Annotated in this window: 22 protein-coding genes; 12 read left to right on the top strand and 10 right to left on the bottom strand. The window is 67.5% G+C overall.

Annotated features, from left to right (window positions below):
* Positions 1-45: 45 nt before the first annotated feature.
* Positions 46-1,281, bottom strand: coding sequence for a DUF7282 domain-containing protein (locus tag ACZ522_RS13570; protein ID WP_379698588.1), 1,236 nt, complete (start codon positions 1,279-1,281; stop codon positions 46-48).
* Positions 1,282-1,646: 365 nt separating this feature from the next.
* On the opposite strand from ACZ522_RS13570, the gene ACZ522_RS13565 reads away from it, so the two are divergent.
* Complete coding sequence (locus ACZ522_RS13565) at positions 1,647-2,177, top strand: 50S ribosomal protein L16 (protein WP_379698591.1); 531 nt, start codon at positions 1,647-1,649, stop codon at positions 2,175-2,177.
* 131 nt (positions 2,178-2,308) lie between these two features.
* Positions 2,309-3,187 carry an ATP-grasp domain-containing protein gene (locus tag ACZ522_RS13560; protein WP_379698594.1) on the top strand — a complete coding sequence of 293 codons (879 nt, stop codon included), beginning with the start codon at positions 2,309-2,311 and terminating at the stop codon, positions 3,185-3,187.
* Positions 3,188-3,232: 45 nt separating this feature from the next.
* On the opposite strand, the gene ACZ522_RS13555 is transcribed toward ACZ522_RS13560, so the two are convergent.
* The gene (locus ACZ522_RS13555; protein ID WP_379698597.1) at positions 3,233-3,595 is read right to left on the bottom strand and encodes an Hsp20/alpha crystallin family protein; all 363 of its coding nucleotides are present in this window, start codon (positions 3,593-3,595) and stop codon (positions 3,233-3,235) included.
* A 368-nt stretch (positions 3,596-3,963) separates the two neighbouring features.
* Here ACZ522_RS13555 and gap point away from each other — a divergent pair, with 368 nt between their 5' ends.
* From gap to ACZ522_RS13540, 3 genes are all read left to right on the top strand, one after another.
* The gene (gap, locus tag ACZ522_RS13550) at positions 3,964-5,016 is read left to right on the top strand and encodes a type I glyceraldehyde-3-phosphate dehydrogenase (protein ID WP_379698600.1); all 1,053 of its coding nucleotides are present in this window, start codon (positions 3,964-3,966) and stop codon (positions 5,014-5,016) included.
* A gap of 145 nt (positions 5,017-5,161) precedes the next feature.
* Entirely contained in the window at positions 5,162-6,373 is a 1,212-nt protein-coding gene (locus ACZ522_RS13545; protein WP_379698603.1) for a phosphoglycerate kinase, read from the top strand.
* Positions 6,374-6,424: 51 nt separating this feature from the next.
* Positions 6,425-6,913, top strand: a complete 489-nt coding sequence (locus ACZ522_RS13540) for a metallophosphoesterase (protein WP_379698606.1) — start codon at positions 6,425-6,427, stop codon at positions 6,911-6,913.
* A 120-nt stretch (positions 6,914-7,033) separates the two neighbouring features.
* Here the strand turns inward: ACZ522_RS13540 and ACZ522_RS13535 are convergent, their stop codons facing one another.
* Entirely contained in the window at positions 7,034-7,459 is a 426-nt protein-coding gene (locus ACZ522_RS13535) for a hypothetical protein (RefSeq protein WP_379698609.1), read from the bottom strand.
* A gap of 105 nt (positions 7,460-7,564) precedes the next feature.
* On the bottom strand, positions 7,565-8,641 hold the full coding sequence (locus ACZ522_RS13530; protein WP_379698612.1) for a type II glyceraldehyde-3-phosphate dehydrogenase: 1,077 nt from the start codon (positions 8,639-8,641) through the stop codon (positions 7,565-7,567).
* Positions 8,642-8,831: 190 nt separating this feature from the next.
* On the opposite strand from ACZ522_RS13530, the gene ACZ522_RS13525 reads away from it, so the two are divergent.
* Positions 8,832-9,782: an aminopeptidase gene (locus ACZ522_RS13525; protein ID WP_379698614.1), complete on the top strand. Its 951-nt coding sequence runs from the start codon at positions 8,832-8,834 to the stop codon at positions 9,780-9,782.
* A 41-nt stretch (positions 9,783-9,823) separates the two neighbouring features.
* Here ACZ522_RS13525 and ACZ522_RS13520 read toward each other — a convergent pair whose 3' ends face one another.
* Together ACZ522_RS13520 and ACZ522_RS13515 are read right to left on the bottom strand one after the other, a co-directional pair.
* Positions 9,824-10,168, bottom strand: a complete 345-nt coding sequence (locus ACZ522_RS13520) for a hypothetical protein (RefSeq protein WP_379698617.1) — start codon at positions 10,166-10,168, stop codon at positions 9,824-9,826.
* Between the two features lie 93 nt (positions 10,169-10,261).
* Positions 10,262-10,396 carry a hypothetical protein gene (locus tag ACZ522_RS13515; RefSeq protein ID WP_379698620.1) on the bottom strand — a complete coding sequence of 45 codons (135 nt, stop codon included), beginning with the start codon at positions 10,394-10,396 and terminating at the stop codon, positions 10,262-10,264.
* 109 nt (positions 10,397-10,505) lie between these two features.
* Here ACZ522_RS13515 and ACZ522_RS13510 point away from each other — a divergent pair, with 109 nt between their 5' ends.
* From ACZ522_RS13510 to ACZ522_RS13495, 4 genes are all read left to right on the top strand, one after another.
* Positions 10,506-11,156, top strand: coding sequence for an HVO_0476 family zinc finger protein (locus ACZ522_RS13510; RefSeq protein ID WP_379698623.1), 651 nt, complete (start codon positions 10,506-10,508; stop codon positions 11,154-11,156).
* 698 nt (positions 11,157-11,854) lie between these two features.
* A complete protein-coding gene (locus tag ACZ522_RS13505; protein WP_379698625.1) occupies positions 11,855-12,493 on the top strand; it encodes a protein-L-isoaspartate(D-aspartate) O-methyltransferase in 639 nt (212 codons plus the stop codon).
* Between the two features lie 54 nt (positions 12,494-12,547).
* Entirely contained in the window at positions 12,548-13,498 is a 951-nt protein-coding gene (locus ACZ522_RS13500) for an SAM-dependent methyltransferase (RefSeq protein ID WP_379698627.1), read from the top strand.
* A 21-nt stretch (positions 13,499-13,519) separates the two neighbouring features.
* Positions 13,520-14,272 carry a protein-L-isoaspartate O-methyltransferase family protein gene (locus ACZ522_RS13495; RefSeq protein ID WP_379698630.1) on the top strand — a complete coding sequence of 251 codons (753 nt, stop codon included), beginning with the start codon at positions 13,520-13,522 and terminating at the stop codon, positions 14,270-14,272.
* A 37-nt stretch (positions 14,273-14,309) separates the two neighbouring features.
* Here ACZ522_RS13495 and ACZ522_RS13490 read toward each other — a convergent pair whose 3' ends face one another.
* The 3 genes from ACZ522_RS13490 to ACZ522_RS13480 all read right to left on the bottom strand — a co-directional run bounded on the left by ACZ522_RS13490 (position 14,310) and on the right by ACZ522_RS13480 (position 17,814).
* Positions 14,310-15,677: an acyl-CoA thioesterase/bile acid-CoA:amino acid N-acyltransferase family protein gene (locus ACZ522_RS13490; RefSeq protein ID WP_379698633.1), complete on the bottom strand. Its 1,368-nt coding sequence runs from the start codon at positions 15,675-15,677 to the stop codon at positions 14,310-14,312.
* Positions 15,678-15,763: 86 nt separating this feature from the next.
* Positions 15,764-16,855 carry a pyridoxal-phosphate dependent enzyme gene (locus tag ACZ522_RS13485; RefSeq protein ID WP_379698635.1) on the bottom strand — a complete coding sequence of 364 codons (1,092 nt, stop codon included), beginning with the start codon at positions 16,853-16,855 and terminating at the stop codon, positions 15,764-15,766.
* Between the two features lie 2 nt (positions 16,856-16,857).
* Positions 16,858-17,814 carry a succinylglutamate desuccinylase/aspartoacylase family protein gene (locus ACZ522_RS13480; RefSeq protein WP_379698637.1) on the bottom strand — a complete coding sequence of 319 codons (957 nt, stop codon included), beginning with the start codon at positions 17,812-17,814 and terminating at the stop codon, positions 16,858-16,860.
* Positions 17,815-17,962: 148 nt separating this feature from the next.
* On the opposite strand from ACZ522_RS13480, the gene ACZ522_RS13475 reads away from it, so the two are divergent.
* Positions 17,963-19,291 carry an MFS transporter gene (locus ACZ522_RS13475; RefSeq protein ID WP_379698639.1) on the top strand — a complete coding sequence of 443 codons (1,329 nt, stop codon included), beginning with the start codon at positions 17,963-17,965 and terminating at the stop codon, positions 19,289-19,291.
* 30 nt (positions 19,292-19,321) lie between these two features.
* Positions 19,322-19,639 (top strand): DUF7536 family protein, encoded by a 318-nt coding sequence (locus ACZ522_RS13470; RefSeq protein WP_379698641.1) that lies wholly within the window; start codon positions 19,322-19,324, stop codon positions 19,637-19,639.
* Position 19,640: 1 nt separating this feature from the next.
* Here the strand turns inward: ACZ522_RS13470 and ACZ522_RS13465 are convergent, their stop codons facing one another.
* Complete coding sequence (locus ACZ522_RS13465) at positions 19,641-19,853, bottom strand: HalOD1 output domain-containing protein (protein WP_379698643.1); 213 nt, start codon at positions 19,851-19,853, stop codon at positions 19,641-19,643.
* Positions 19,854-20,022: the final 169 nt, after the last annotated feature.

The following is a 20,022-nucleotide window of genomic DNA, read 5'->3' as shown; positions in this document are numbered from 1 at the left end:
GACGGCCGAGCGTACGGAGTCGATCAAAAAAGAGACGGCGGAGTCTCAGTTGCTGGTGGAAACGTGGGTCGTGGTACCGTTTTCGGTAGTTCCGTTTTCGGTGGTACCGTTTTCGGTGGTCCCGTGGTCGTCGTTTCCGTTGTCGCCGTTTCCGTGGTCGTCGTTTCCGTTGTCGCCGTTTCCGTTGTCGCCGTTTCCGTTGTCGCCGTTTCCGTTCTCTTTCTTCTCGTGTTTCTCCTTCTCCTCGTCCTCGTCGTCGTCCTCGTACTCGTCTTTGTCCTCCACGACGAGGGCGAACCCGAGGTCAACGACTGCCTGCCCGTTCTCCGTGAACGGGCCGTCCTCCTCGCCGCCGGAGGAGACGAAGTCGTACGTCTCGTTGTCGTTGGTGTCGTAGTGCGGCATCGGGATGAGCGGTTGGTCCGAGTACAGTCTGTCGTCGTCGAAGTCCGCACCCTCGACGTCGAACAGTTCCACCTCGATCTCATCGTGCTCGCCCGCCTCGAGGTACTCCGAGACGCCGATGACGCTCTCCGTGACCTGCCCTTCGAGGAGTCGGGCGTCGTGGATGGCGACGAACCCGCCCTCCGAGAGCGTCACGTCGTCGAGTTCTACCTCCTCGCCCTCGGTGCACTGGTTCTCGAAGTCGAGGAGGGCAAAGGAGTCCTCGTCGTCCTCCATCCCCGCGAGACCGAGGTCTACGACGGGGTGTCCGTTGTCGACGTACGGCCCGTCCTCGGAGCCACCCGACGAGACGAAGTCGTACGTGTCGTTGTCGTTCGTGTCGAGGTGCGGCATCGCGACGAGGGGGTCACCCTCGCTCAGACTCGACTCCTCGTCGCTGAACTCCCTGCCCGGAACTCCGGTGAACAGGTCGACGTCCACCGAATAGTGCGCGCCCGCTTCGAGGTACTCGGAGACGCCGACGACGCTCTCCGCGACCTTCCCCTCGAACAGTCGGGCGTCGTGAATCGCGACGAATCCGCCCTCCGAGAGGACCGTCGAGTTGACGACGACGGTGTTTTCGTCCGCCATCTGGTTGCTGAACTCGACGGTGGCGAACGGTTCGTCCTCCTCGTCGTGACCGTTGTCGTCGCCGTTCGAATCGTCGCCGTTCGAATCGTCGCCCCCTGCGGCGACGCTCGCACTCGACGCGGCGATACCGGCCGTCGTCAGTCCGACCGCCGACGCGGACAGGAACGTCCGGCGGGACGTCTTCGGTCCGATTCCGTCGCTCGATTCCTCGCTCGCTCGCTCGTCTCTGTTGTTGGTGTCGTCCATGGTGATACCCAGGTTACAGCTCCGCGAGTGGTACGTGGGGCGAATACCACATATATGTTAGCAGAATTTCAATAAAGTGGAGGTCACTCGTGGACGACCGTCCACTTTCTGAGAGAGGCACGGAAATCGTCAGATAGCGTCTCTAACGCTTCGACCGCGCCGCAGACGAAGATCGAACGCCGGCGTCGACGTTGCTTCGAGCGAGAGTTCGTGTCAGAAATTTAGAGAAGTCTCGTCGGCCGGTCGGTCGTCGAGCGTCGGCCGCGTCGGAACGTCGGAATCCTCGTGCGAGGAGTTCTCACGGCGACGGGACGAGGCTTCGAAGCGCTTTTACCCCGGATGGGCGTTATTCACCACAAGTAACTATGGCAGACAAACCGGCCTCCATGTACCGGGAGATCTCCAAGGCGGCGTACACCCGACGGGAGTACATCACGGGGATCCCCGGCTCGAAGATCGCACAGCACAATATGGGTAACCTGCAGACCGGCCCCGACGACTACGAGGTCCAGATCAGCCTCCGCGTTGAGGAGGAGTGCCAGATTCGCCACGGTGCGCTCGAATCCGCGCGTCTCTCCGCGAACCGCGTGATGCTGAAGCAGGTCGGACAGGAGAACTACAAGATGGTGCTCCGGAAGTTCCCCCACCACGTCATCCGCGAGAACAAGCAGGCGACCGGTGCGGGTGCGGACCGTGTCTCCGACGGAATGCGGCAGGCGTTCGGGAAACCCGTCGGCACCGCCGCGCGCATCAAGCGCAACGACCGCGTGTTCACCATCTACTGCAACCCCGAGGACGCGGACGTCGCGAAGGACGCGCTCCGCCGTTCCTACAACAAGATTTCGCCGCCGTGCCGCATCGACGTCGAGAAGGGCGAAGAACTGCTCGTCGCGTAATCTGAGCGCCTTCTCTCGTCGCTTTTCCGCCGACCGACGCTCCCAGCGACGGCCACGCCGCCGCCTCCCGCGCCGGTGTTCCGCCAGTTCAGTCGGGCGATTTTTCGTCCGGCGGTCCCTCTCCTCGGCCGATGCTTCGACTCGCGGTCGCCACGGAACGCCAGACGTTCGAACGGATGCGCGACCCCCTCGGGGCCCGCGGTATCGACGTCGCCCACCTCCCGGCGAAGGAACGGGCGATTCGACTCACCGACGCGCCGACGCGGGAGTTCGACGTCGGGTTCGTCTACCCGCCGCGACTGATGGAGGGGGGAGTCCTCGACGTCCTGTACGACATCCCGTGGGTCAACGGCCGCGAGGCGGTGCTCACCTCCCGGAACAAGGCGGGCGTCGTCGCGCGACTCTCGCGGGCGGGGCTTCCGGTGCCCGAGACGCGCATGGTGTCGAACCCCGCAGCCGAGAGCGACGTGCGCGAGGCCGTCGCCGGACTCGACTTCCCCGTCGTCGTCAAGCCGAACTCGACGACGCGCGGCGTCGGCGTCGCGAAGGCGTCGGACCTCGATTCGCTCCTCGGCGTCGTCGATTACCTGAACCTCGCCCACGACTACCGCGCGACGGGCGACAAGTCGTACCTGGTTCAGGAGTTCCTCCCGGACGCGCGCGATTACCGCCTCATGGTCGTCGACGGCGAGGTGGTCGGCGGCGTCGAACGCCGACTGTCGGCGGCGGCCGTGGCGGAGGGGCGGTGGAAGCACAACGTCCACCTCGGCGCGGAGGCCGTCGGCGTGGACGTGCGCCCCGACCACCGCGAACTCGCCGTCTCCGTGGCCGAGACGCTCGACATCCCCTACCTCGGCGTGGACCTGTTGGAGTCCGGGGAGCGAACCGTCGTCTCCGAGACGAACGCTCGGCCGACCATCGACGACAGCGAGAAGTACGAAGCGGGCTTTTGGGACCGACTCGCGGCGTTGGTACGGAAGACGGCGGACGAACGAGACGGTCGAAACTGACGGAGAAGGGAGACCCGAACGAGATGCGCCTCGGAGGGACGTCGGTTACTCGACGTCGATGGGCGCGGAGTCCTCCGCCTTCTCGAAGGAGACCTGGAGGACGCCGTTGTTGAAGGAGGCGTCCGCGGAGTGTTCGTCCACCCGGACGGGGAGGCGGATGCGTTCGTCGAACTCCCGGCGGTCGCTGGCCGCGCTAATCGTGAGCATCTCGCCGTCGCACTTCAGGTCGATACCGTCCTTCTCCACGCCCGGTAGGTCCGCGACGAGTCGAATGGTCTCGCCCTCATCGTAGACGTCGACGTGCGTCTCCGAGGCGAATCCGGTAGAGTCGCTACCGGTCATCTCGTTCATCATCCGTTCGATTTCGTCGAAGATGTTGTCGAACGGATCGTCGCGTTCATCTCTCATACGTACCTCCATTGGACGTTTCGGCTCAAAAGCCTTCTCCCCCTCGACCCGTCGGACCGGCGGTAACTCCCGAAACGAAGTAGTAGAACCGCTAACACGTCCGGCCGGGACGGGGCGCGAACCCCGCCTCGGTCCGTCCGTTGTCGGTCGCTCCCGCCGTCTCCCTCGCCGACAGCCGTGTTCGTTCGTGAGTGAAACTGATCGAATCTCCTCGGAACTCGCTCACCGTCCGGGGTGGCGAATCTCCACATTCTCCATCATCTTTAGGAGAGATTTTCGGAGAACGTCCACGAGAACCGATAATTCGGACGTTCGAGGGCGAAATCGTTACACAGGGATTCAAGTATCCGCGCCACCACTACTCGAACATGAGTGAAAAGTCGTATCTCGACGCGGGTACCGACGTGGACGACTCCGAAGTCGTACGGGTCGGACTGAACGGCTTCGGCCGCATCGGTCGCAACGTCTTCCGCGCGGTGATAGACCATCCGAACGTCGAGCTCGTCGGCATCAACGACGTGATGGACTTCGAGGACATGGAGTACCTCGCGAAGTACGACACCGTGCAGGGCACCCTCGACGAGGTGTCCCTCGACGGCGAGAAACTCACCGTCGGCGACTCCTCCGTGAACGTGTACAACGTCCAGAGTCCCGCCGAACTCCCGTGGGACGAACTCGACGTGGACGTCGCCCTCGAGTGTACGGGCATCTTCCGGACGAAGGAGGACGCCTCCGCGCACCTCGAAGCGGGCGCCGAGAAGGTCATCATCTCCGCGCCGCCGAAGGGCGAGGAACCGGTCAAGCAGATAGTCTACGGCGTCAACCACGACGAGTACGACGGCGAGGACGTCGTCTCGAACGCCTCCTGTACGACGAACTCCATCTCGCCCGTCGCGAAGGTTCTCGACGACGAGTTCGGCATCGAGAACGGCCTCCTGACGACGGTCCACGCCTACACCGGGAGCCAGAACCTCATCGACGGCCCGAAGGCGAAGCAGCGTCGCGGGCGCGCCGCCGCCGAGAACATCGTCCCCACCTCGACGGGCGCCGCGCAGGCCACCACCGAGATTCTGCCCCAACTCGACGGGAAACTCGACGGCATGGCGATGCGCGTTCCCGTCCCGAACGGCTCTATCACGGACTTCACCGTCTCTCTGGAGGAGTCGCCGTCCGTCGAGGAGGTCAACCAGGCCTTCCGCGACGCCGCGGACGACGGCCCCCTCGAGGGCGTCCTCGCGTACACGGACGACGAAGTCGTCTCCTCGGACATCGTCGGTCTGCCGTTCTCCTCGACGGTCGACCTCAACTCGACGGACTCGGTCAACGACGGCGGCATGTACAAGGTGCTGACGTGGTACGACAACGAGTACGGCTTCTCGAACCGCCTGCTCGACGTCGCCGACTACGTCATCCACGGCTGAGTCGCCGCCCGCACCGGAACGCGGCGTACTCTCGTCTGCGCCTCCGTTCGCTCGTCGGTCGCACGACGGCGTGCGACCGGGCGACGCGCAGCGTGCAGACGGGAGTATGAAGTAACCGCTCTTCGATATCATACCTACCAGACATATGTCCACGTTCAAGACGCTCGACGACCTCGAACCCGGACAGCGCGTCCTCGTCCGCCTCGACCTGAACTCGCCGGTCGAAGACGGCGAGGTGCAGGACAACCGCCGCTTCGACCGTCACGCGACGACGGTTCGGGAGCTGATGGAGGCGGGCCACCGCGTCGTCCTCATGGCGCACCAGGGCCGCCCGGGCGATGACGACTTCGTCTCCCTTCAGCAGCACGCGGAAATCCTCTCGGAGCACGTCGGCCGCGACGTCGGCTTCGTCGACTCGACGTACGGCGAGTCCGCCGTCGAGGCCATCGAATCGCTCTCCGACGGCGAGGCCCTCCTGTTGGAGAACACGCGGATGACCGACGACGAACTCCCCGAGGAGTCGCCCGAGGAGAAGGCGGATACGGAGTTCGTCGGGACGCTCGCGCCGCTTTTCGACGCGTACGTCAACGACGCCTACTCCGCGGCCCACCGGTCGCACGCCTCCCTGGTCGGCTTCCCCCTCGAACTGCCCGCCTACGCGGGGCGCGTCATGGAGACGGAGTACGAGGCGAACACCGCCATCGCCTCCCGCGAGTTCGACGGGCAGGTGACGATGGTCGTCGGCGGAACGAAGGCGACGGACGTCATCGACGTGATGAACAACCTCGGCGGGAAGGTGGACCGGTTCTTGCTGGGCGGCATCGCGGGCGAACTGTTCCTCCGCGCCGCGGGCCACGACGTGGGCTACGACGTCGGCGGGATGGACCTCTTCGACGACCAGTGGGAGGCGAACCACGGGACCATCGAGTCGCTTCTGGAGGAACGCGGCGACCAGATAACGCTCGCTTCGGACCTCGCCTACGAGGACGAGAACGACGAACGCGCCGAGGTGGCGGTCGATGACATCGACGAGAAGGACCGCGGCTACCTCGACATCGGGTCGGAGACCGTCTCGGAGTACGACTCGGTCGTCCGCGACTCGGAGGCCGTCTTCGTGAAGGGTGCGCTCGGCCTCTTCGAGGACGAACGCTTCTCCGACGGCACCGTCGGCGTCCTCGAGGCCATCGCCGAGACGGACTGCTTCTCCGTCGTCGGCGGCGGCGACACCTCTCGCGCCATCGAGATGTACGGCCTCAGCGAGGACGACTTCGGCCACGTCTCCATCGCGGGCGGCGCGTACATCCGCGCGCTGACGGGCGAACCCCTCGTCGGCGTCGAAGTGCTCTCGCGGGACTGATTCGGAGTCATCCTACCAACTTTCTTTTCGCCGTCGGTCGAACCCAGAGACATGAAACTCGGAATCTGTTCGGACACGCACGACGATCTCGACCTCGCGGAGGGCGCGGTCGAACTGTTCGAAGACGAGGGCGTCGAAGCCGTCGTCCACTGCGGCGACATCGTCGCGCCGTTCACGGCGAGCGTCTTCAACGCCGACTTCGACTTCCACGCGGTCCGCGGCAACAACGACGGCGAGTGGAACCTCCAGAACGCCGTCTCGTCGTTCGGCACGTACCACGGCGAGGCGGCGGCCCTCTCCTTCGAGGGGACGGAGGTGGCCGTCTACCACGGGACGAACGAGACGTTGGTCGAGGGGTTGCTCGAAAGCGGCGCGTACGACTACGTGCTCCGGGGCCACACCCACGAACGACACCGAGAGGAGTGGGGCGGCACCGTCCACGTCAACCCCGGCGGCCTGCCGATTCCGGGGGCCGACGACGCCTACTACGTCGCGACGCTGGACACCGACGCGGACGAACTGACGTTCCACGAGGTGTGAGTCAGGTTCCGGGGAGGATGTCGCCGAGTGCCGCGCCGATGCTCATCGGGACGAACGCGACGACGACGTCCGCTAGCGCCAACGCCGGCGTCGCCCAATCGACGCGGCCCCACCCGGTCATCAGGACGATGAGACTGAGACGGAGACGCCGACGACGCCGACGAGACGCCGGGGGACGACCCCGAGGATGGGGTTGCTGACGCGGACGTCCTGGATGTCGGCGACGTAGAGGATGCCGATGACCATCCCGACGGCGAAACAGAGCGTCCCGACGAACGAGAGGGGATGGCCGGCGAGGTACTCGCCGACCTCTTGGGTGCCGCCCTCGACGAACATCGGGACGCCGAAGAGGACGCTTCCGAGGAGGGCCTCCGCGAGGTCCTCCCGACCGAACCCCTTGACGACGTTTCCGAAGGCGCTACGCTGACGCGAGACGTGCACCGCGGCGCGCATCACCTCGCGCACCTGCCGTCTGGCCTCCGGCGTCTCGACGGCGTCTTCGAGTTCCTCCAACTCATCGAGTAGTCGGTCCAACCGTTGCGGCACGTCGTCGGCCGTCTCGTCGGACCACGTGAACGTCGGAGATAAAGCCTGCGCGAACGCCGCGACCGGTCGAAGAAGAGGTCGGTTCCGCGTCGGTACCGAATCGCGTCAGTCGTCCGCGAGTTCGGCTTCGACGTGGTCGTCCTCGCGGCTAAACCCCGCCGGGTCACCCTCGATGCCGATGCCGACGTGTTCGTCGGTTCTCGCCATGCTCTCGGCTTTGTCCGCCGCGTCCATCATCGCGCGGACGGCGTCGACGTTCTCGGGGATGACGTCCGACTCCTGGTGGATGGCTTGGAACAGGTACATGTCGCGGCCCTCGACGGCGATGGACTCGCCCCAGACGCAGTTCTCCCACAGGTCGCCGCGCGGGCGGCCGGCGTCGAGCGCGAAGTCCTTGAGTTTCCCCGCGCCGTCGATGCCGAGGCCCTCGGGGATGACGTAGACGCGGCCCTCGTCTTCGAGGAGTTGCCGGACGTGCGCGGCGGTCACGTCGGATTCGAGCGTGACGTTGAGGCTGTGGACGTGCATCAGCGTCGCCGGCACCTTCAGCCCCAGCGTGTCGATGTCGAGGTTCGGGAAGATGGTCTGCACGTCGGGGCCGTGGTGGCTCGGAATCTCGATGGGGTTCGGCAGGATGTCGTTTATCGGACCGCGCGAGTTCTGCGCGGGGTCGCCGCCGCGGCGGACGAGCGTCGCGCGCACCTTCTCGACGCCGTACGCCTCCTCCAGCGGTGCGATGACCCGCGAGAGTCCCGTCGTGTTGCAGGAGACGACGCGGGCGTAGTCGGCACCGACGCACTCGTCGAAGTTCGCGCGTGCGTTGAAACTCACCTCGGCGACGTCGGCGTCCTCGCCGCCTTGGAAGATGGCGGGCGTGTCGTGGGACTCGTAGAGGGACTTGTTCTCCGCGCCGATGCCGGAGGGGGTGCAGTCGACGATGATGTCCGCGTCCGCGACGAGTTCGTCCACGACGCCCGCGATTTCGACGCCCGCCTCCGCGAACAGGGGGGCTCGGTCGGGGATGGCGGCGTACATGTCGTATCCACGTTCGACGGCGGTGTGGGCCTCGAAGTTCGGCTGGGTCTTCGCGACGCCGACCAGTTCCATATCGGGTTGGGAATCGACCGCATCGGCGACGCGCTTACCTATCGTGCCGTAGCCGTTGACACCGACTCGTATCATTACGGGTGAGTCGAAGGGGGAGCGCCATAGTTATTTCGGCGTTCACAGTTAAGAAATTAACTCCGTCCCGAGTAACGAGGCGAATTTCCACGCGGGCGAGTAACTTCCGCCCCCGCGCGACGAGTCGGCGGAACCGGCCGACCGGACGGCGATGGGAACGCCTAACCCCGCGGGCGGCGCACGTGGGTGTATGAGCGACAGTGACATAGCGGCCGCCGCGGAGACGGCGGTGCACCAGTGCGTGGCACTCGACGAAGCGGAGTCGTGCGTCGTCGTCACCGACGACAAGCGACTGCCAATCGGGGAGGCACTCTACGGGGCGGCGCGGTCGGTGACGGGGGACGTGACGTTGCTCCGGTACCCGCCGGGGAACCAACACGGCGAGGAACCGCCCGCGCCCGTCGCCGCCGCGATGGCCGAGGCGGACGTGTTCCTCGCGCCGACGACGAAGAGCCTCAGTCACACCCGCGCCCGCGGCGACGCCTGCGAGGTGGGCGCGCGCGGCGCGACGCTTCCGGGCATCACCGAGGACGTGTTCGTCACCGGGTTAGACGCCGACTACGAGGCCATCGCGTCGCACTCGCTGTCGGTGTTAGAGCAGGTGAACGACGCCGAGGAGGTGCGCGTCACGACGGACCGCGGCACCGACATCACCTTCGAACCCGGCGACAGGGATTGGCTCTCGGACACCGGCATGGTCCACGACGCGGGCGGCTTTTCGAACCTCCCCGCGGGCGAGGTGTTCGTCAGCCCCGGGAACGCCAACGGCACGTACGTCGTCGACGGGACGATGATGCCGCACGGACTCTTAGACGACGGCGAGGAACTCCGATTCGAGGTGGAAGAGGGCTACGTGACCGACATCTCGGACGACGACGTGCGCGAACAGGTCGAGGCGGGCGCGGAGGACGTCGGCCGCGACGCGTACAACCTCGCGGAACTCGGCATCGGGACGAACGTCGGCGTGGCTGACCTCGTGGGGTCCGTCTTGTTGGACGAGAAGGCGGCCGGTACGGTCCACATCGCCATCGGCGACGACGCGGGCATCGGCGGCGACACGGACGCGCCCCTCCATCTGGACGGTATCATTCGAGACCCCACCGTGTACGCGGACGGGGAGGAAGTGGAACTTCCTCGATAGACGGGGTTATCCGGTTCGTAACGGCCGAAACCCGCTGTCCGTCACCGCGCGCTTCCGTTCGCCCGCCCTCTCCGGTACGTCCGATACGTCCGACGGAGGAGGCGAACCGCGCCCGCGAGGAGGACCGCTTCGAGGTAGAGGAACGCGACTACCGTCGCGTCGAAGAGGAGTCCGCTTCCGAGACGCGGGAGGAAGACGTTCCGCAGGCCCGACGCGAACGCGACGGCGAGGTACGACGGGAGCCAGAACGGATAGAGCGGCGCGTAGAGGGCCTCGAGAAGGAGATTCGACTCCAAGAGGAGCCAGAACCCGAGGACGAACGCGAAGAGGAGGGCGACGGTCCGACCAGCGAACGCGTTCCGGATGGGGTTCGACTCTCGTTGCATACCCATTGTTGTTCGTGTTTTGATAAATATTCACCGGTGATAGGAGTCCGCACCGACGCCGCTCTCAGCCGATGAGACACCGCCCCGCCGCACTCACCTCGCGGCCGTCGCCGCGACGCCGGCGCTACCGAAGGCGGCGACGAGCAACGCTCGTCGGCCCACCGGACTCCGTCCGGTGACGGTGAGGAACGCGCGGCGGGAGGGCGTCGTCACGGAGTGCGTCCGCATCGTATGAGAACCCTAGCGTATCGGTCGAGTGACCGACTCCCACGGGGCGGTATCACGCGCCCGAGGGCGGAAGGGCGACTTTTTACGGCGCGGTCGGTTACGCACGGGTATGAGTACGCCACAGGACCGCGTCGCCGTCGCGTGTCCCTCCTGTTCGCCCGAGGAACCGACCGTCCACGAGGTGTTGAAACCGGGCGGACACGCCACCGTTCGCTGTACGGAGTGCAGCCACGTCCACAAGGTTCGAATCGAGGAGGAGCGAGAAGTCCAGCGAGACGTCATCGTCTCGCAGGACCGTGAGTCGTTCAAGACCACCGTCGACGCCCCCGCCGAGGAGACGATAGCCGTCGGCGAGGAGTTCATCGTCGATACGGAGGAGGCCATCATGCTCGTCCGCATCACCGGCATCGAAGTCGGCCCCGAACAGCGAACCGAGTCCGCGGAGGTCGAGGACGTGACGACCATCTGGACCCGCGCCGTCGACAACGTCTCCGTCAACGTCACCGTCAACCCGAAGGACGGTAAACACGACAAGACGCGGAGTTTCAAGGTCCACGTCCCCGGCGACTACGAGTTCGTCGTCGGCGAGACGGAGGAGTTCGGCGACGAGAAGTTCACCGTCAAGGCCCTCCACGTCCGCGAGGACGCCCCCGAGTACCGCCACGGGAAACTCGACCACGACGGCGACATGGTGTACGCGAAGGACCTGAACCGGCTGTACGGCCGCGACGAGACGTCCACCGCGTGGTCGGCCTGGTAACCCACCTTTTTCGTCGTCGGGTTTCCTCGCTCACTGCGTTCGCTGCGGGAACCCTCCTCGAAAAACCTGGAGGGAAAAAGCCGCCGACATCGCGGCCTTCGGCCGCTCGTCGCCGGTGAACCGCTCGCTTCGCTCGCGGATACTCGACACAAAAGACCCACTTCACGTTCCCAATCGGATTAGATGTAGGAGATGGATGTCAGTCCGCCGTTTAGCAGTCATCCTCATCGGAAGCCGATCTGGGCTGTTATTATCTCTCAGATTCCGATAACTACGATCGGCGGCTTGAACCTCCAGACCAGTTTCCTAGTCGGCATATTCGCCGGCGTTTTCTCCCTTTGGACGAGCCAATCCGCGTATCGTGATGGGAAGAAGCGAACGGCGATTCAGTTTGGTCTCCTCGGTATCGGAGTTCCACTTGCACTGAGCGGATACGCTCCGCTCGCAACGTTCGGGGCAGCTATGACTATACTGAGTGCAGGGGTAGCCTGGAGAATCGACCGTCGCGTTCGTGAACGGGTCGCCGGATAGTAGACCCGAGCATCGATAAATACGCGGCCTGACCCACCGGTCGTTTCGTCAGCCGGAAGCGGGAACGAAGAACGTCCGTTTGCTGGAGAGACTCCGTAAGTAGAACTGCCGGGTTGCGTCCGCCGTTGCCCGCAACCTTCGACTGTTCTCGCCGCGAATTACGACGTATGGCCGACGACAGAACCGACGAGCGACGGCAACTCGTCGAACGACTCGAACGGCGGGGCCACGTCGAGAACGAGCGAACGCTCGACGCCCTGCGCGCGGTGCCGCGCCACGAGTTCGTCCCCGAGGGGTCCCGACGCTCCGCGTACGCGGACAGACCGCTCTCCATCGGACGGGGACAGACCATCAGCGCGCCCCACATGGTCGGCGTGATGGCGGACCTCCTCGACCCGGACCCGGCGGACCGCGTCCTCGAAATCGGGACGGGGTGCGGCTACCACGCCGCGGTGACCGCCGAACTCGTCCCCGAGGGTCACGTCTACAGCGTCGAGTACGAACCCGAACTGGCCGACCGCGCCCGCGAGACGCTCGAATCGCTCGGCTACGACAACGTCTCGGTCCGCACCGGCGACGGGCATGAGGGGTGGCCCGAACGCGCCCCGTACGACGGCGCGTACCTGACCTGCGCGCCGCCCGAGATTCCGGCGGCCGTCCGCGAACAGGTCGAACCCGGCGGCGTCGTCGTCGCGCCCGTCGGGCGGGGTCGGCAGCGACTCGTCACCGTCGAGAAGAACCCCGACGGGACGGTCGAGCGGTCCGAACACGGCGGCGTCAGGTTCGTCACGATGAGCGGCGGATAGCGGAGGGACGACGGAACCGGGCCGACTTTGCCCGTCGGGGGCGTCGGGGCGGACATGCCGACCCGAGACAGTTCGTCGCACGACGTGGAGGAACTCGTCCTGCTTTGGGCCGCCCGCCGGAGCGGCGTCCTCGACGCCGTCCTCGACACCGCCGGGACGCCCGCGGAGGCGGCCGAGGCGGCGGGCGTGACGGAGGAGGCGGCCGCCGTCGTCGTCGAATCGCTCGCGGACCTCGGCTTCGTCCGCGAGGTGGGCGGCGAGTACGAGATTACGAACCGCGCGCTCGGTTTTCTGGCGAAGCGAGACGTGCGCTCCATCGGTCGCCTGCCGCACGCGTTGGATCTGCTGGACCTCTGGACCGACCTGCCGGAGACGATGACGACGGGCGAGACGCCCGAGTTACCCGCCGACTGGACGCGAAACCGCCTCGGGGCGCACGCCGCCGCGGACGACGCCGCGGTCCGCGCCCGCGTCACCGCGGCGGTGCGCGAACGACCCGACGCGGAGCGAGTGGCGGACCTCCTCGGCGCGTCGGGGGCGTACGCGACGGAGTTCGCCGCCCGCGGCTTCGAGACGACGCTGGTGGACGACGCCGATTGCGTCGCGGCGGTCGAACCGATGGTCCGCCACCGCGGCGTCGGGACCGTCACCGCGGACGTGCCGACGGAGTTGGGCCTCGACGCCGAGTCGGTCGAACTCGCGTTCGCCGCCGACGCGACGGGTAGGCTCGACCCGAAAGAGAACCGCGCGCTCTTCGCCGCGGCGTTCGACGCCCTCGAACCGGGCGGGACGCTCGTCCTCGTGGACGTCCTCCGCGACGGGTCGCCCGAATCGGTCGGCGCGCGGGTGCGCGCCCTCGGCGTCGGGCGGGGCGACGCCTACCCGGAGGCGACCTACCGCGAGTGGTTGACCGACGCCGGATTCTCCGACGTTGCTTGTAAATCCGTGCCGGGAGACCGCCGGACGGCGGTCGTCGCCCACCGGCCGGAGCGTGCGGTTGATTAGGGCGCACGACTGAGGGCGAGTATGGATACCGCCGCATTGCGCGAGGACATGGTCGACGGCATCGAGCACTCGATGGACGTCGACGAGTCCGTGAGCCTCGCGATGCGAACTGTCCCTCGACACCCGTTCGTCGAGGAGACGCCGTACGACAACCGGGCTTCCGACTACGAGGGGACGACGGTGCTCGCCCCCGCCCTCGCCGCGCGAATGCTCTCCGCCCTGAACGCCTCCGAAGACGACGACGTGCTAGTGGTCGGCGCGGGCGTCGGCTACACCGCCGCCGTCCTGGCCGAACTCGTCGGCGAGACGAGCGTCCACGCCGTCGATATCGACCGCCAACTCGTCTACGCCGCCCGCTCGAACCTCGAATCGGCGGGCTACGGCGGCGTCCTCGTGGACTGCCGCGACGGCGCGGACGGCCTCCCCGAGTACGCCCCGTTCGACCACATCCTCGTCGAAGCCGCGGCCATCAACCCCCCGCGGAAACTCGTCGCGCAGTTGGCCGACGGCGGCCGCCTCGTCATGCCGATGGGCGGCCCGGAGCAGACGCTCGTCTCCGTCACCCACGAGGGCGAAGTCGAGGAGAAACACGGCCCCGTCGCCTTCCGACCCCTCTTGGTCGAGGGCGAACAGCGAAGCGGTCCCACGCGCAACCGCACCGAACGCGAGGACGCCGAACGCGCCCGTCCCGACTCGGGGTACTTCGCGCCGAGCGGGTGGGAACAGGAGTGGATCGACTGGGACGAGAGGCTGAGCGGACGTCGGCGGCGGTAGTCGGACGTATCGGAAGGTCGACCCGAAGAGCCGCGTCCTATTCGACCGCTCCGCCGAGAGCGTCGGCGAGAAACGCCACCGTCTCGGCCCACGCGTCGGCGGCCGCGCGGGCGTTCGCCTCGGCTCCTCCTCCGTAGACGTGGCGGACGTCTCTCTCGGTGCCCGCGGTCGGCAGGTAGGGGAAACGAAGGTAGTGACCCGCGCCGGCGTGGCTCTCGTGGCGGTACTCGTGGCGATACTCGTTCGCTTCGAGTCGGTCGATGGCTCGCTCCGAGAGCGCCGTCGACGGCCACCGCCTGTCGTCCGTCGCCGACACGAGGAGAATCGGCGTCTCCGCCTCTTCGACCGGAATCGTCGCCGCCGCGAGTTCGTCCTCGCCGGCGGCCGACAGCGTCGGCTCGAAGAAGGGGAGCGACGGAGTCGGCGGCGGCCCCACGTCCGCGTCCGCCAGTTCCAAGAACGGAACCGGCTCGCCGTCGACGGACCACGCGGAGGTGCCCGCCGGAACTCGCCCGTAGCCGAGACCCTCCCAGACGACTCCGCTCGGTACCCAGCCGACGACTGCCCCGATAGCGTCGCTCCGCGTCGCCGCGAGCAAGGCCAACGCGCCGCCTCGGGAGAACCCGAAGAGACCGACGTTCGGTCCGCGGACGCGCTCTCGGCCGCGGAGCCACTCTATCGCCGTCTCGACGTACTCGACCGGCACCTCGGCCAGCGTGTCGGGAATCGGCTCCGGGTCGCCGAAGTATCGGAGCGTCAGCGTCGCGATTCCGCGGGACGCTAGTAGCCTGCCCGTCGGCACGTGGGGGCGACCCCCGGCCCCGTGGAGGTGGACGACGGCCGGCGCGGGGGCGTCGCCGGGCGGCGCGAAGAACTCGCCGACGACGGCGTCGTGGCCGACGGTTCGGTGCTCGATTCTGGGGTCGTACAGCCGGCGCGTCGTCGTCGATTCGGCCACCGTCCGTCCGTTCGCCTCCGCCGAGAGGGTAACGTCGTAGGCCGTCTCGTCCGGAACGAAGAGCACCTCCGGCGGAAGCCGGTTACCCGGCGTCGCGTCGGCCGGCCGCATCGACCAGAACAGCCCCATCGGGTCTGCCGTCGCGTACGTTCCGCGCTCGGGTGCTTGCTCCGGAACGGATAGGCTCCCGTCGCCGTCGGTTTCGAAATGGGCGCGGGCGACCCACCGAGTGCCGTCCCGCGACGCGGCGCTAGCGCGTACGGTCACTGGCGTTCGCGGGTCAAGTCCGTCGAGTTCGACGGTGATCGGCTCGTCGGTCAACGCGGCGGACGGGACGGCGAACGACGGGTCGGTCGCGGTTCCGCTACAGCCCGCTATCGGAAGGAGGCCGGCACCGCCGCACAGTCGGAGGACGTCCCGTCGTCCCACCACCTCCTCGAACGGCATACCCGAGATACTACCGCGACCCTAAAGTCACGTCGGGTGGTGACACGCGGCGCACGTCGCCGTGAGAACGGAGCGCGAACCCGCGGCTACGCCTTCATCCCGCTTCCGGTCAGCGGCACCACCACGTCGTCGTCCGCCGACAGAATACCTCGCTCGCGGTACTCACGCAGGGCCGCGGGCGCGGCGGCGGCGGTGGACTCCACGTAGAACCCGCGGGCGTTGAGGGCGTCGAGTTCGCGTTCGACGGCGTCCGCCGAGAGGGCGATCGCGTCGCCGCCCGTCTCCTCGATCGCGTCGAGAATCTGCCGTTTACGAACGGGTTCGCGTATCTGTATGCCGTCGGCCGCGTCGTTCTCGCCCGCCGCCTCGTCTCCGCCGCGCACCGCCTCGGCGACGGGGGCGTATCCGGCCGCTTGCGCGCCCAGCAAGCGCGGCATCTCGTCTATCCACCCCGCGTCGCGGAGGGCGCGGAAGCCGCGGTACGCGCCGAGAAACAGCGTCCCGTGGCCGAGCGGCGAGACGACGGCGTCCGGGGCCGACCAGCCTCGCTGGAGGGCGACTTCGTAGGCGAACGTCGCCGTCCCGGCGAAGAAGGCGGGGTTCCACGCGTGGGATGCGTACCAGCCGTCTCCGGCGCGCACGGCGTCGAGGCAGACGTCGGTCACGTCCTCGCGGGACCCCTCGACGCGGACGGGCGTCGCCCCCGCGCGTTCGACGGCGCGGAGTTTCGTCTCTTTGACCGCCGCGGGCACGTACACGTCGGCGTCGATGCCGGCGCGGGCGGCGTAGGTGGCGATGGCCGCGCCCGCGTTGCCCGAGGAGTCCTCGACGACCCTCTCGACGCCGAGTTCGTCGGCGACGGAGAGCGTCACCGTCGCCCCGCGGTCCTTGAACGACCCGGTGGGGAAGACGTACTCCAGTTTGAACGACGCGTCCCACTCGGGCGCGTCCACGAGGGGCGTCAGTCCCTCGCCGAGGGTGACGTTCGGACCGACCGGGAGAAAGTCGTCGAACGACCACAGTCCCCGGCGGGCGTCGAACGCCGCCGGGTCGGGTGCGGGGCCGTCCGGGAGGGGATCGGAAGCGAAATCCAGCGGTGCGCCGCAGTCGCACCGCCACGCCCACTCGGCGGGTTCGTTGCCGCAGGCGGAACAGCGAAGCGCGAGTTTGGGAGCCATCGTCAGACGGTGTCGATGTCCGTGCCGACGGAGCAGACGTACTCGCCGGTGGCGACCTGCGGGAGGCGGCGGCACCGCCAGAAGATGCCGGGGCCGTCGGCGGTGACGCGCGCCTTCAGGCCGCCGAAGACGTCCGTCACCTCGAACAGCACGTCGCCGACGGAGACGGAGTCGCCGAGGTCCTTCTTGAACCGGACCAGACCGCCCGAGGGCGACCCGTACTGGTCGAACCCCTTCGCGCGGGTCTGCGACCGGGTTTCGATCGATCCGTCGAGGAAGCTGTAGCCCCGGAGGACGTTGTAGACGCCGTCTACGCCCTTTCGAATGCTCCCCTCGTCCCACCCGACGGCCCCGCCGAGTTCGGGGTCGATGGTCGGGATGCCGTCGTCCGGGCCGGCGCGGGCGAGTTGCCCGTCCGGTCCCTTCTGGTCGAGGATGTAGCCGCACCCGAACGTCTTCGCTAGTCGGAGGCACTCGCCGTGGAGGCGGTGGTGGCGGCCGCACCGGACGCGAACCTCGTCTATCATCCGACTCGTCGAACCCTGATGGAGGTCCACGATGAAGTCCGCGCGGGAGGCGACGTCGAACGTCGCCGCGGCGATACGCTCGGAGGACGTTCCGTTCTCGTCGCCGGGGTACGCGCGGTTCATCTTCGTGTCGTCGATGGGGTTTCTGTGCTCGGCGACCTGGAACGCGTGGTAGTTGACGATGCCGACGACGAGTATCTCGCCGGCCACGTCGTTCGGGTCCAGCTGGGGGACGACGCGTTGAATCACGCCGACTCCGTTCAGTTCGTCGCCGTCGGACGCCGCCTGCAGGTAGAGCGTCTTGCCGTCTCGCGCGCCGTTTATCACGGCGACCGGGAGCGCGACCGGGCTTCCGTCTCGCGCCTCTCCCACTTCGAGGCGACCCGTCGCAATCTCTCCCGGGGCCGCGCTCGCACTTCCGAGCGTGGTCATTACTCGTCTCTCGGCACCCCCACCCTTTAGGGATTCGGTCTGTGACACCGCAGACGGCGACGTACGCCGCCGCGCGTGGGTCACCCGCCGTAAGGGCGAGGTCGGTCCGACCGGGACTGATTTTACGAACGGGCGGGACGAGACGCACATGGCGCGCGAGGAGACGGCCGAACCGGACGCGCTCTCGTCGTTCCGACGATTCTTCGCCCTCGACGGCGACGTGCTGGTCCTCTCGGCGGCGATGTTCGCGTTCAGCCTCGGCTTCCAGATGACCGGCCGCTACATGCCGCGATACGTGAGCGTCCTCGGGGCTGGCAGCCTCGCCATCGGACTGTACGGGAGTTTCGGCAACCTCGTCAGCGCCGTCTACCCGTACCCCGGCGGCGCGCTCTCGGACCGCATCGGGTCGCGGACGGCGCTGACGGCGTTCGGCGTCGCCTCGACGCTCGGGTTCGTCGTCTGGTTGTTCGCCGACGCCTTCGGGACCCTCACGGTACCCGCCTTCGAGGTGGGGCGGTACGCGGCGAAACCGGTCGTCCTCCCCGTCGGCATCTTCGTCGGCCTCCTCCTCGCGCAGGCGTGGAAGTCGTTCGGTCTCGGCGCGACGTTCGCGATAGTGAAACAGAGCGTCCCCCCGGACCGTCTGGCGACAGGCTTTGCGAGCACCGAGACGTTCCGCCGGACGGCCTTTCTGCTCGGTCCGTTGCTCGCCGCGGGCGTGCTGACGCTCTACCCCTTCGAGTTCGGCTTCCGCGTCGTCTTGGCAGTCGCCGCCCTGTTCGGACTCCTCGCCACGGCGGCGCAGTACGTCCTCTACGACGCCTCCAAGGACTCGTTCGGCAAGTCCTTCGAGGGCGTCGGCTCGGTGCTCGACGACCTGCGCTCGATGCCGCCGGAACTCCGGCCCCTGCTGGTCGGCGACACCCTCGTCCGCTTCGCCAACGGGATGGTGTACGTCTTCTTCGTCATCGTCGTCACCGAGTTCCTCGAAGTCGGCGTCACGCTCCCCGCCGTCGGGTCGCTCTCGCCGGACGCGTACTTCGGCGTCCTGTTGGCCGTCGAGATGGCCGTCGCCCTCCTCACGATGGTTCCCGTCGCCAAACTCGCGCGGCGCGTCGGCCTCAAACCGGTCGTCGCGCTCGGGTTCGCCGTCTACGCGGTGTTCCCGGTACTGCTCGTCAACGCGCCGGCGAACGCCGCCGTCGTCGCTCTCCTCTTCGCGTTCTCCGGCCTCCGGTTCGCCGGCCTCCCGGCGCACAAAGCGCTCATCGTCGGGCCGGCGGCGGAGAACGCCGGCGGACGCGTCGTGGGGTCGTACTACCTCGTCCGCAACGTCGTCGTCATCCCCTCCGCGGCCGTCGGCGGGTGGTTGTACGCGGCGTCGCCGGAACTGGCGTTCGGCGCGGCGACGGTCGTCGGCCTCCTCGGGACGGGCTACTTCCTCGCCTTCGGCCGGGAGTTCCCGGCGTACGCGTGAGCCGAAGGCGGCGGCGATGGCGATGGAGATTTGGCGTCCCGAGGAGAACCCCCACACGTGAGTGACGAGGTACCGGAACGTCCGCCGTCGGGCGGACTCGTCGAGGCGTTAGACGTGCCGCGGAACGCCGCAGTCGGCGTTGCCGCCGGGGTTACGCTGGCGGCCGGGGCGTACCTGTTCCGCGTGTTGGAACTGTTCGGCCCGTTCGCGGGGACGAGAGCGTACCCGATTCTCGGGCCGGAGGGCTGGTTCGGCATCCTCGCGTTCGTCCTCGCCACCTCGACGGCGCTTCTGGTGACGACGCTCCTGACCGTCGTCTCCGTCTACCGCCTCGCGAAAGACGCGTGAGTTACCGCGTCGCCCGGTCGTCGTCGAGTCGTTCGACGGCGACCGAACCGTCCCGGCGGACGGTGACCTGGAGGCCCTCGTACTCGAAGGAGACGTTCACGGACTGCGTCGCCGTCAGCGACGAGAGCGCGTCGATATCGACGAGTCCGGCGAGCGGTTCGAGCTCCATCGGACTCCGGCCGAGTTCGGCGGCGACTTCGCGGACGATTCGCACGCCGACATCGTCCGCTCCGCTCGTACCCGAAGGCGTGCTGCCAGATTCGGTCACCCGTCTCAACACCCCGCGTCGCGTCCGCGTGTTCGTGCGCGGTACGCCCGTCCCCGTCTTCGACCGCGAGTAGCGAGAGAGTCCGCCCTGTCCATTGGTACTGAGCAAGCGGAGG

It is taken from the genome of Halopelagius fulvigenes (assembly GCF_055398025.1).
Note: the sequence above shows the minus strand (reverse complement) of the source record. Positions and strands in the feature narration are given on the sequence as shown.

Excerpts from the sequence above, each read along its gene's own strand:
- ACZ522_RS13570 (WP_379698588.1), bottom strand. The coding sequence starts at position 1,281 with ATGGACGACACCAACAACAGAGACGAGCGAGCGAGCGAGGAATCGAGC.
- ACZ522_RS13565 (WP_379698591.1), top strand. The coding sequence starts at position 1,647 with ATGGCAGACAAACCGGCCTCCATGTACCGGGAGATCTCCAAGGCGGCG.
- ACZ522_RS13560 (WP_379698594.1), top strand. The coding sequence starts at position 2,309 with ATGCTTCGACTCGCGGTCGCCACGGAACGCCAGACGTTCGAACGGATG.
- ACZ522_RS13555 (WP_379698597.1), bottom strand. The coding sequence starts at position 3,595 with ATGAGAGATGAACGCGACGATCCGTTCGACAACATCTTCGACGAAATC.
- gap (WP_379698600.1), top strand. The coding sequence starts at position 3,964 with ATGAGTGAAAAGTCGTATCTCGACGCGGGTACCGACGTGGACGACTCC.
- ACZ522_RS13545 (WP_379698603.1), top strand. The coding sequence starts at position 5,162 with ATGTCCACGTTCAAGACGCTCGACGACCTCGAACCCGGACAGCGCGTC.
- ACZ522_RS13540 (WP_379698606.1), top strand. The coding sequence starts at position 6,425 with ATGAAACTCGGAATCTGTTCGGACACGCACGACGATCTCGACCTCGCG.
- ACZ522_RS13530 (WP_379698612.1), bottom strand. The coding sequence starts at position 8,641 with ATGATACGAGTCGGTGTCAACGGCTACGGCACGATAGGTAAGCGCGTC.
- ACZ522_RS13525 (WP_379698614.1), top strand. The coding sequence starts at position 8,832 with ATGAGCGACAGTGACATAGCGGCCGCCGCGGAGACGGCGGTGCACCAG.
- ACZ522_RS13520 (WP_379698617.1), bottom strand. The coding sequence starts at position 10,168 with ATGCAACGAGAGTCGAACCCCATCCGGAACGCGTTCGCTGGTCGGACC.
- ACZ522_RS13515 (WP_379698620.1), bottom strand. The coding sequence starts at position 10,396 with ATGCGGACGCACTCCGTGACGACGCCCTCCCGCCGCGCGTTCCTCACC.
- ACZ522_RS13510 (WP_379698623.1), top strand. The coding sequence starts at position 10,506 with ATGAGTACGCCACAGGACCGCGTCGCCGTCGCGTGTCCCTCCTGTTCG.
- ACZ522_RS13505 (WP_379698625.1), top strand. The coding sequence starts at position 11,855 with ATGGCCGACGACAGAACCGACGAGCGACGGCAACTCGTCGAACGACTC.
- ACZ522_RS13500 (WP_379698627.1), top strand. The coding sequence starts at position 12,548 with ATGCCGACCCGAGACAGTTCGTCGCACGACGTGGAGGAACTCGTCCTG.
- ACZ522_RS13495 (WP_379698630.1), top strand. The coding sequence starts at position 13,520 with ATGGATACCGCCGCATTGCGCGAGGACATGGTCGACGGCATCGAGCAC.
- ACZ522_RS13490 (WP_379698633.1), bottom strand. The coding sequence starts at position 15,677 with ATGCCGTTCGAGGAGGTGGTGGGACGACGGGACGTCCTCCGACTGTGC.
- ACZ522_RS13485 (WP_379698635.1), bottom strand. The coding sequence starts at position 16,855 with ATGGCTCCCAAACTCGCGCTTCGCTGTTCCGCCTGCGGCAACGAACCC.
- ACZ522_RS13480 (WP_379698637.1), bottom strand. The coding sequence starts at position 17,814 with ATGACCACGCTCGGAAGTGCGAGCGCGGCCCCGGGAGAGATTGCGACG.
- ACZ522_RS13475 (WP_379698639.1), top strand. The coding sequence starts at position 17,963 with ATGGCGCGCGAGGAGACGGCCGAACCGGACGCGCTCTCGTCGTTCCGA.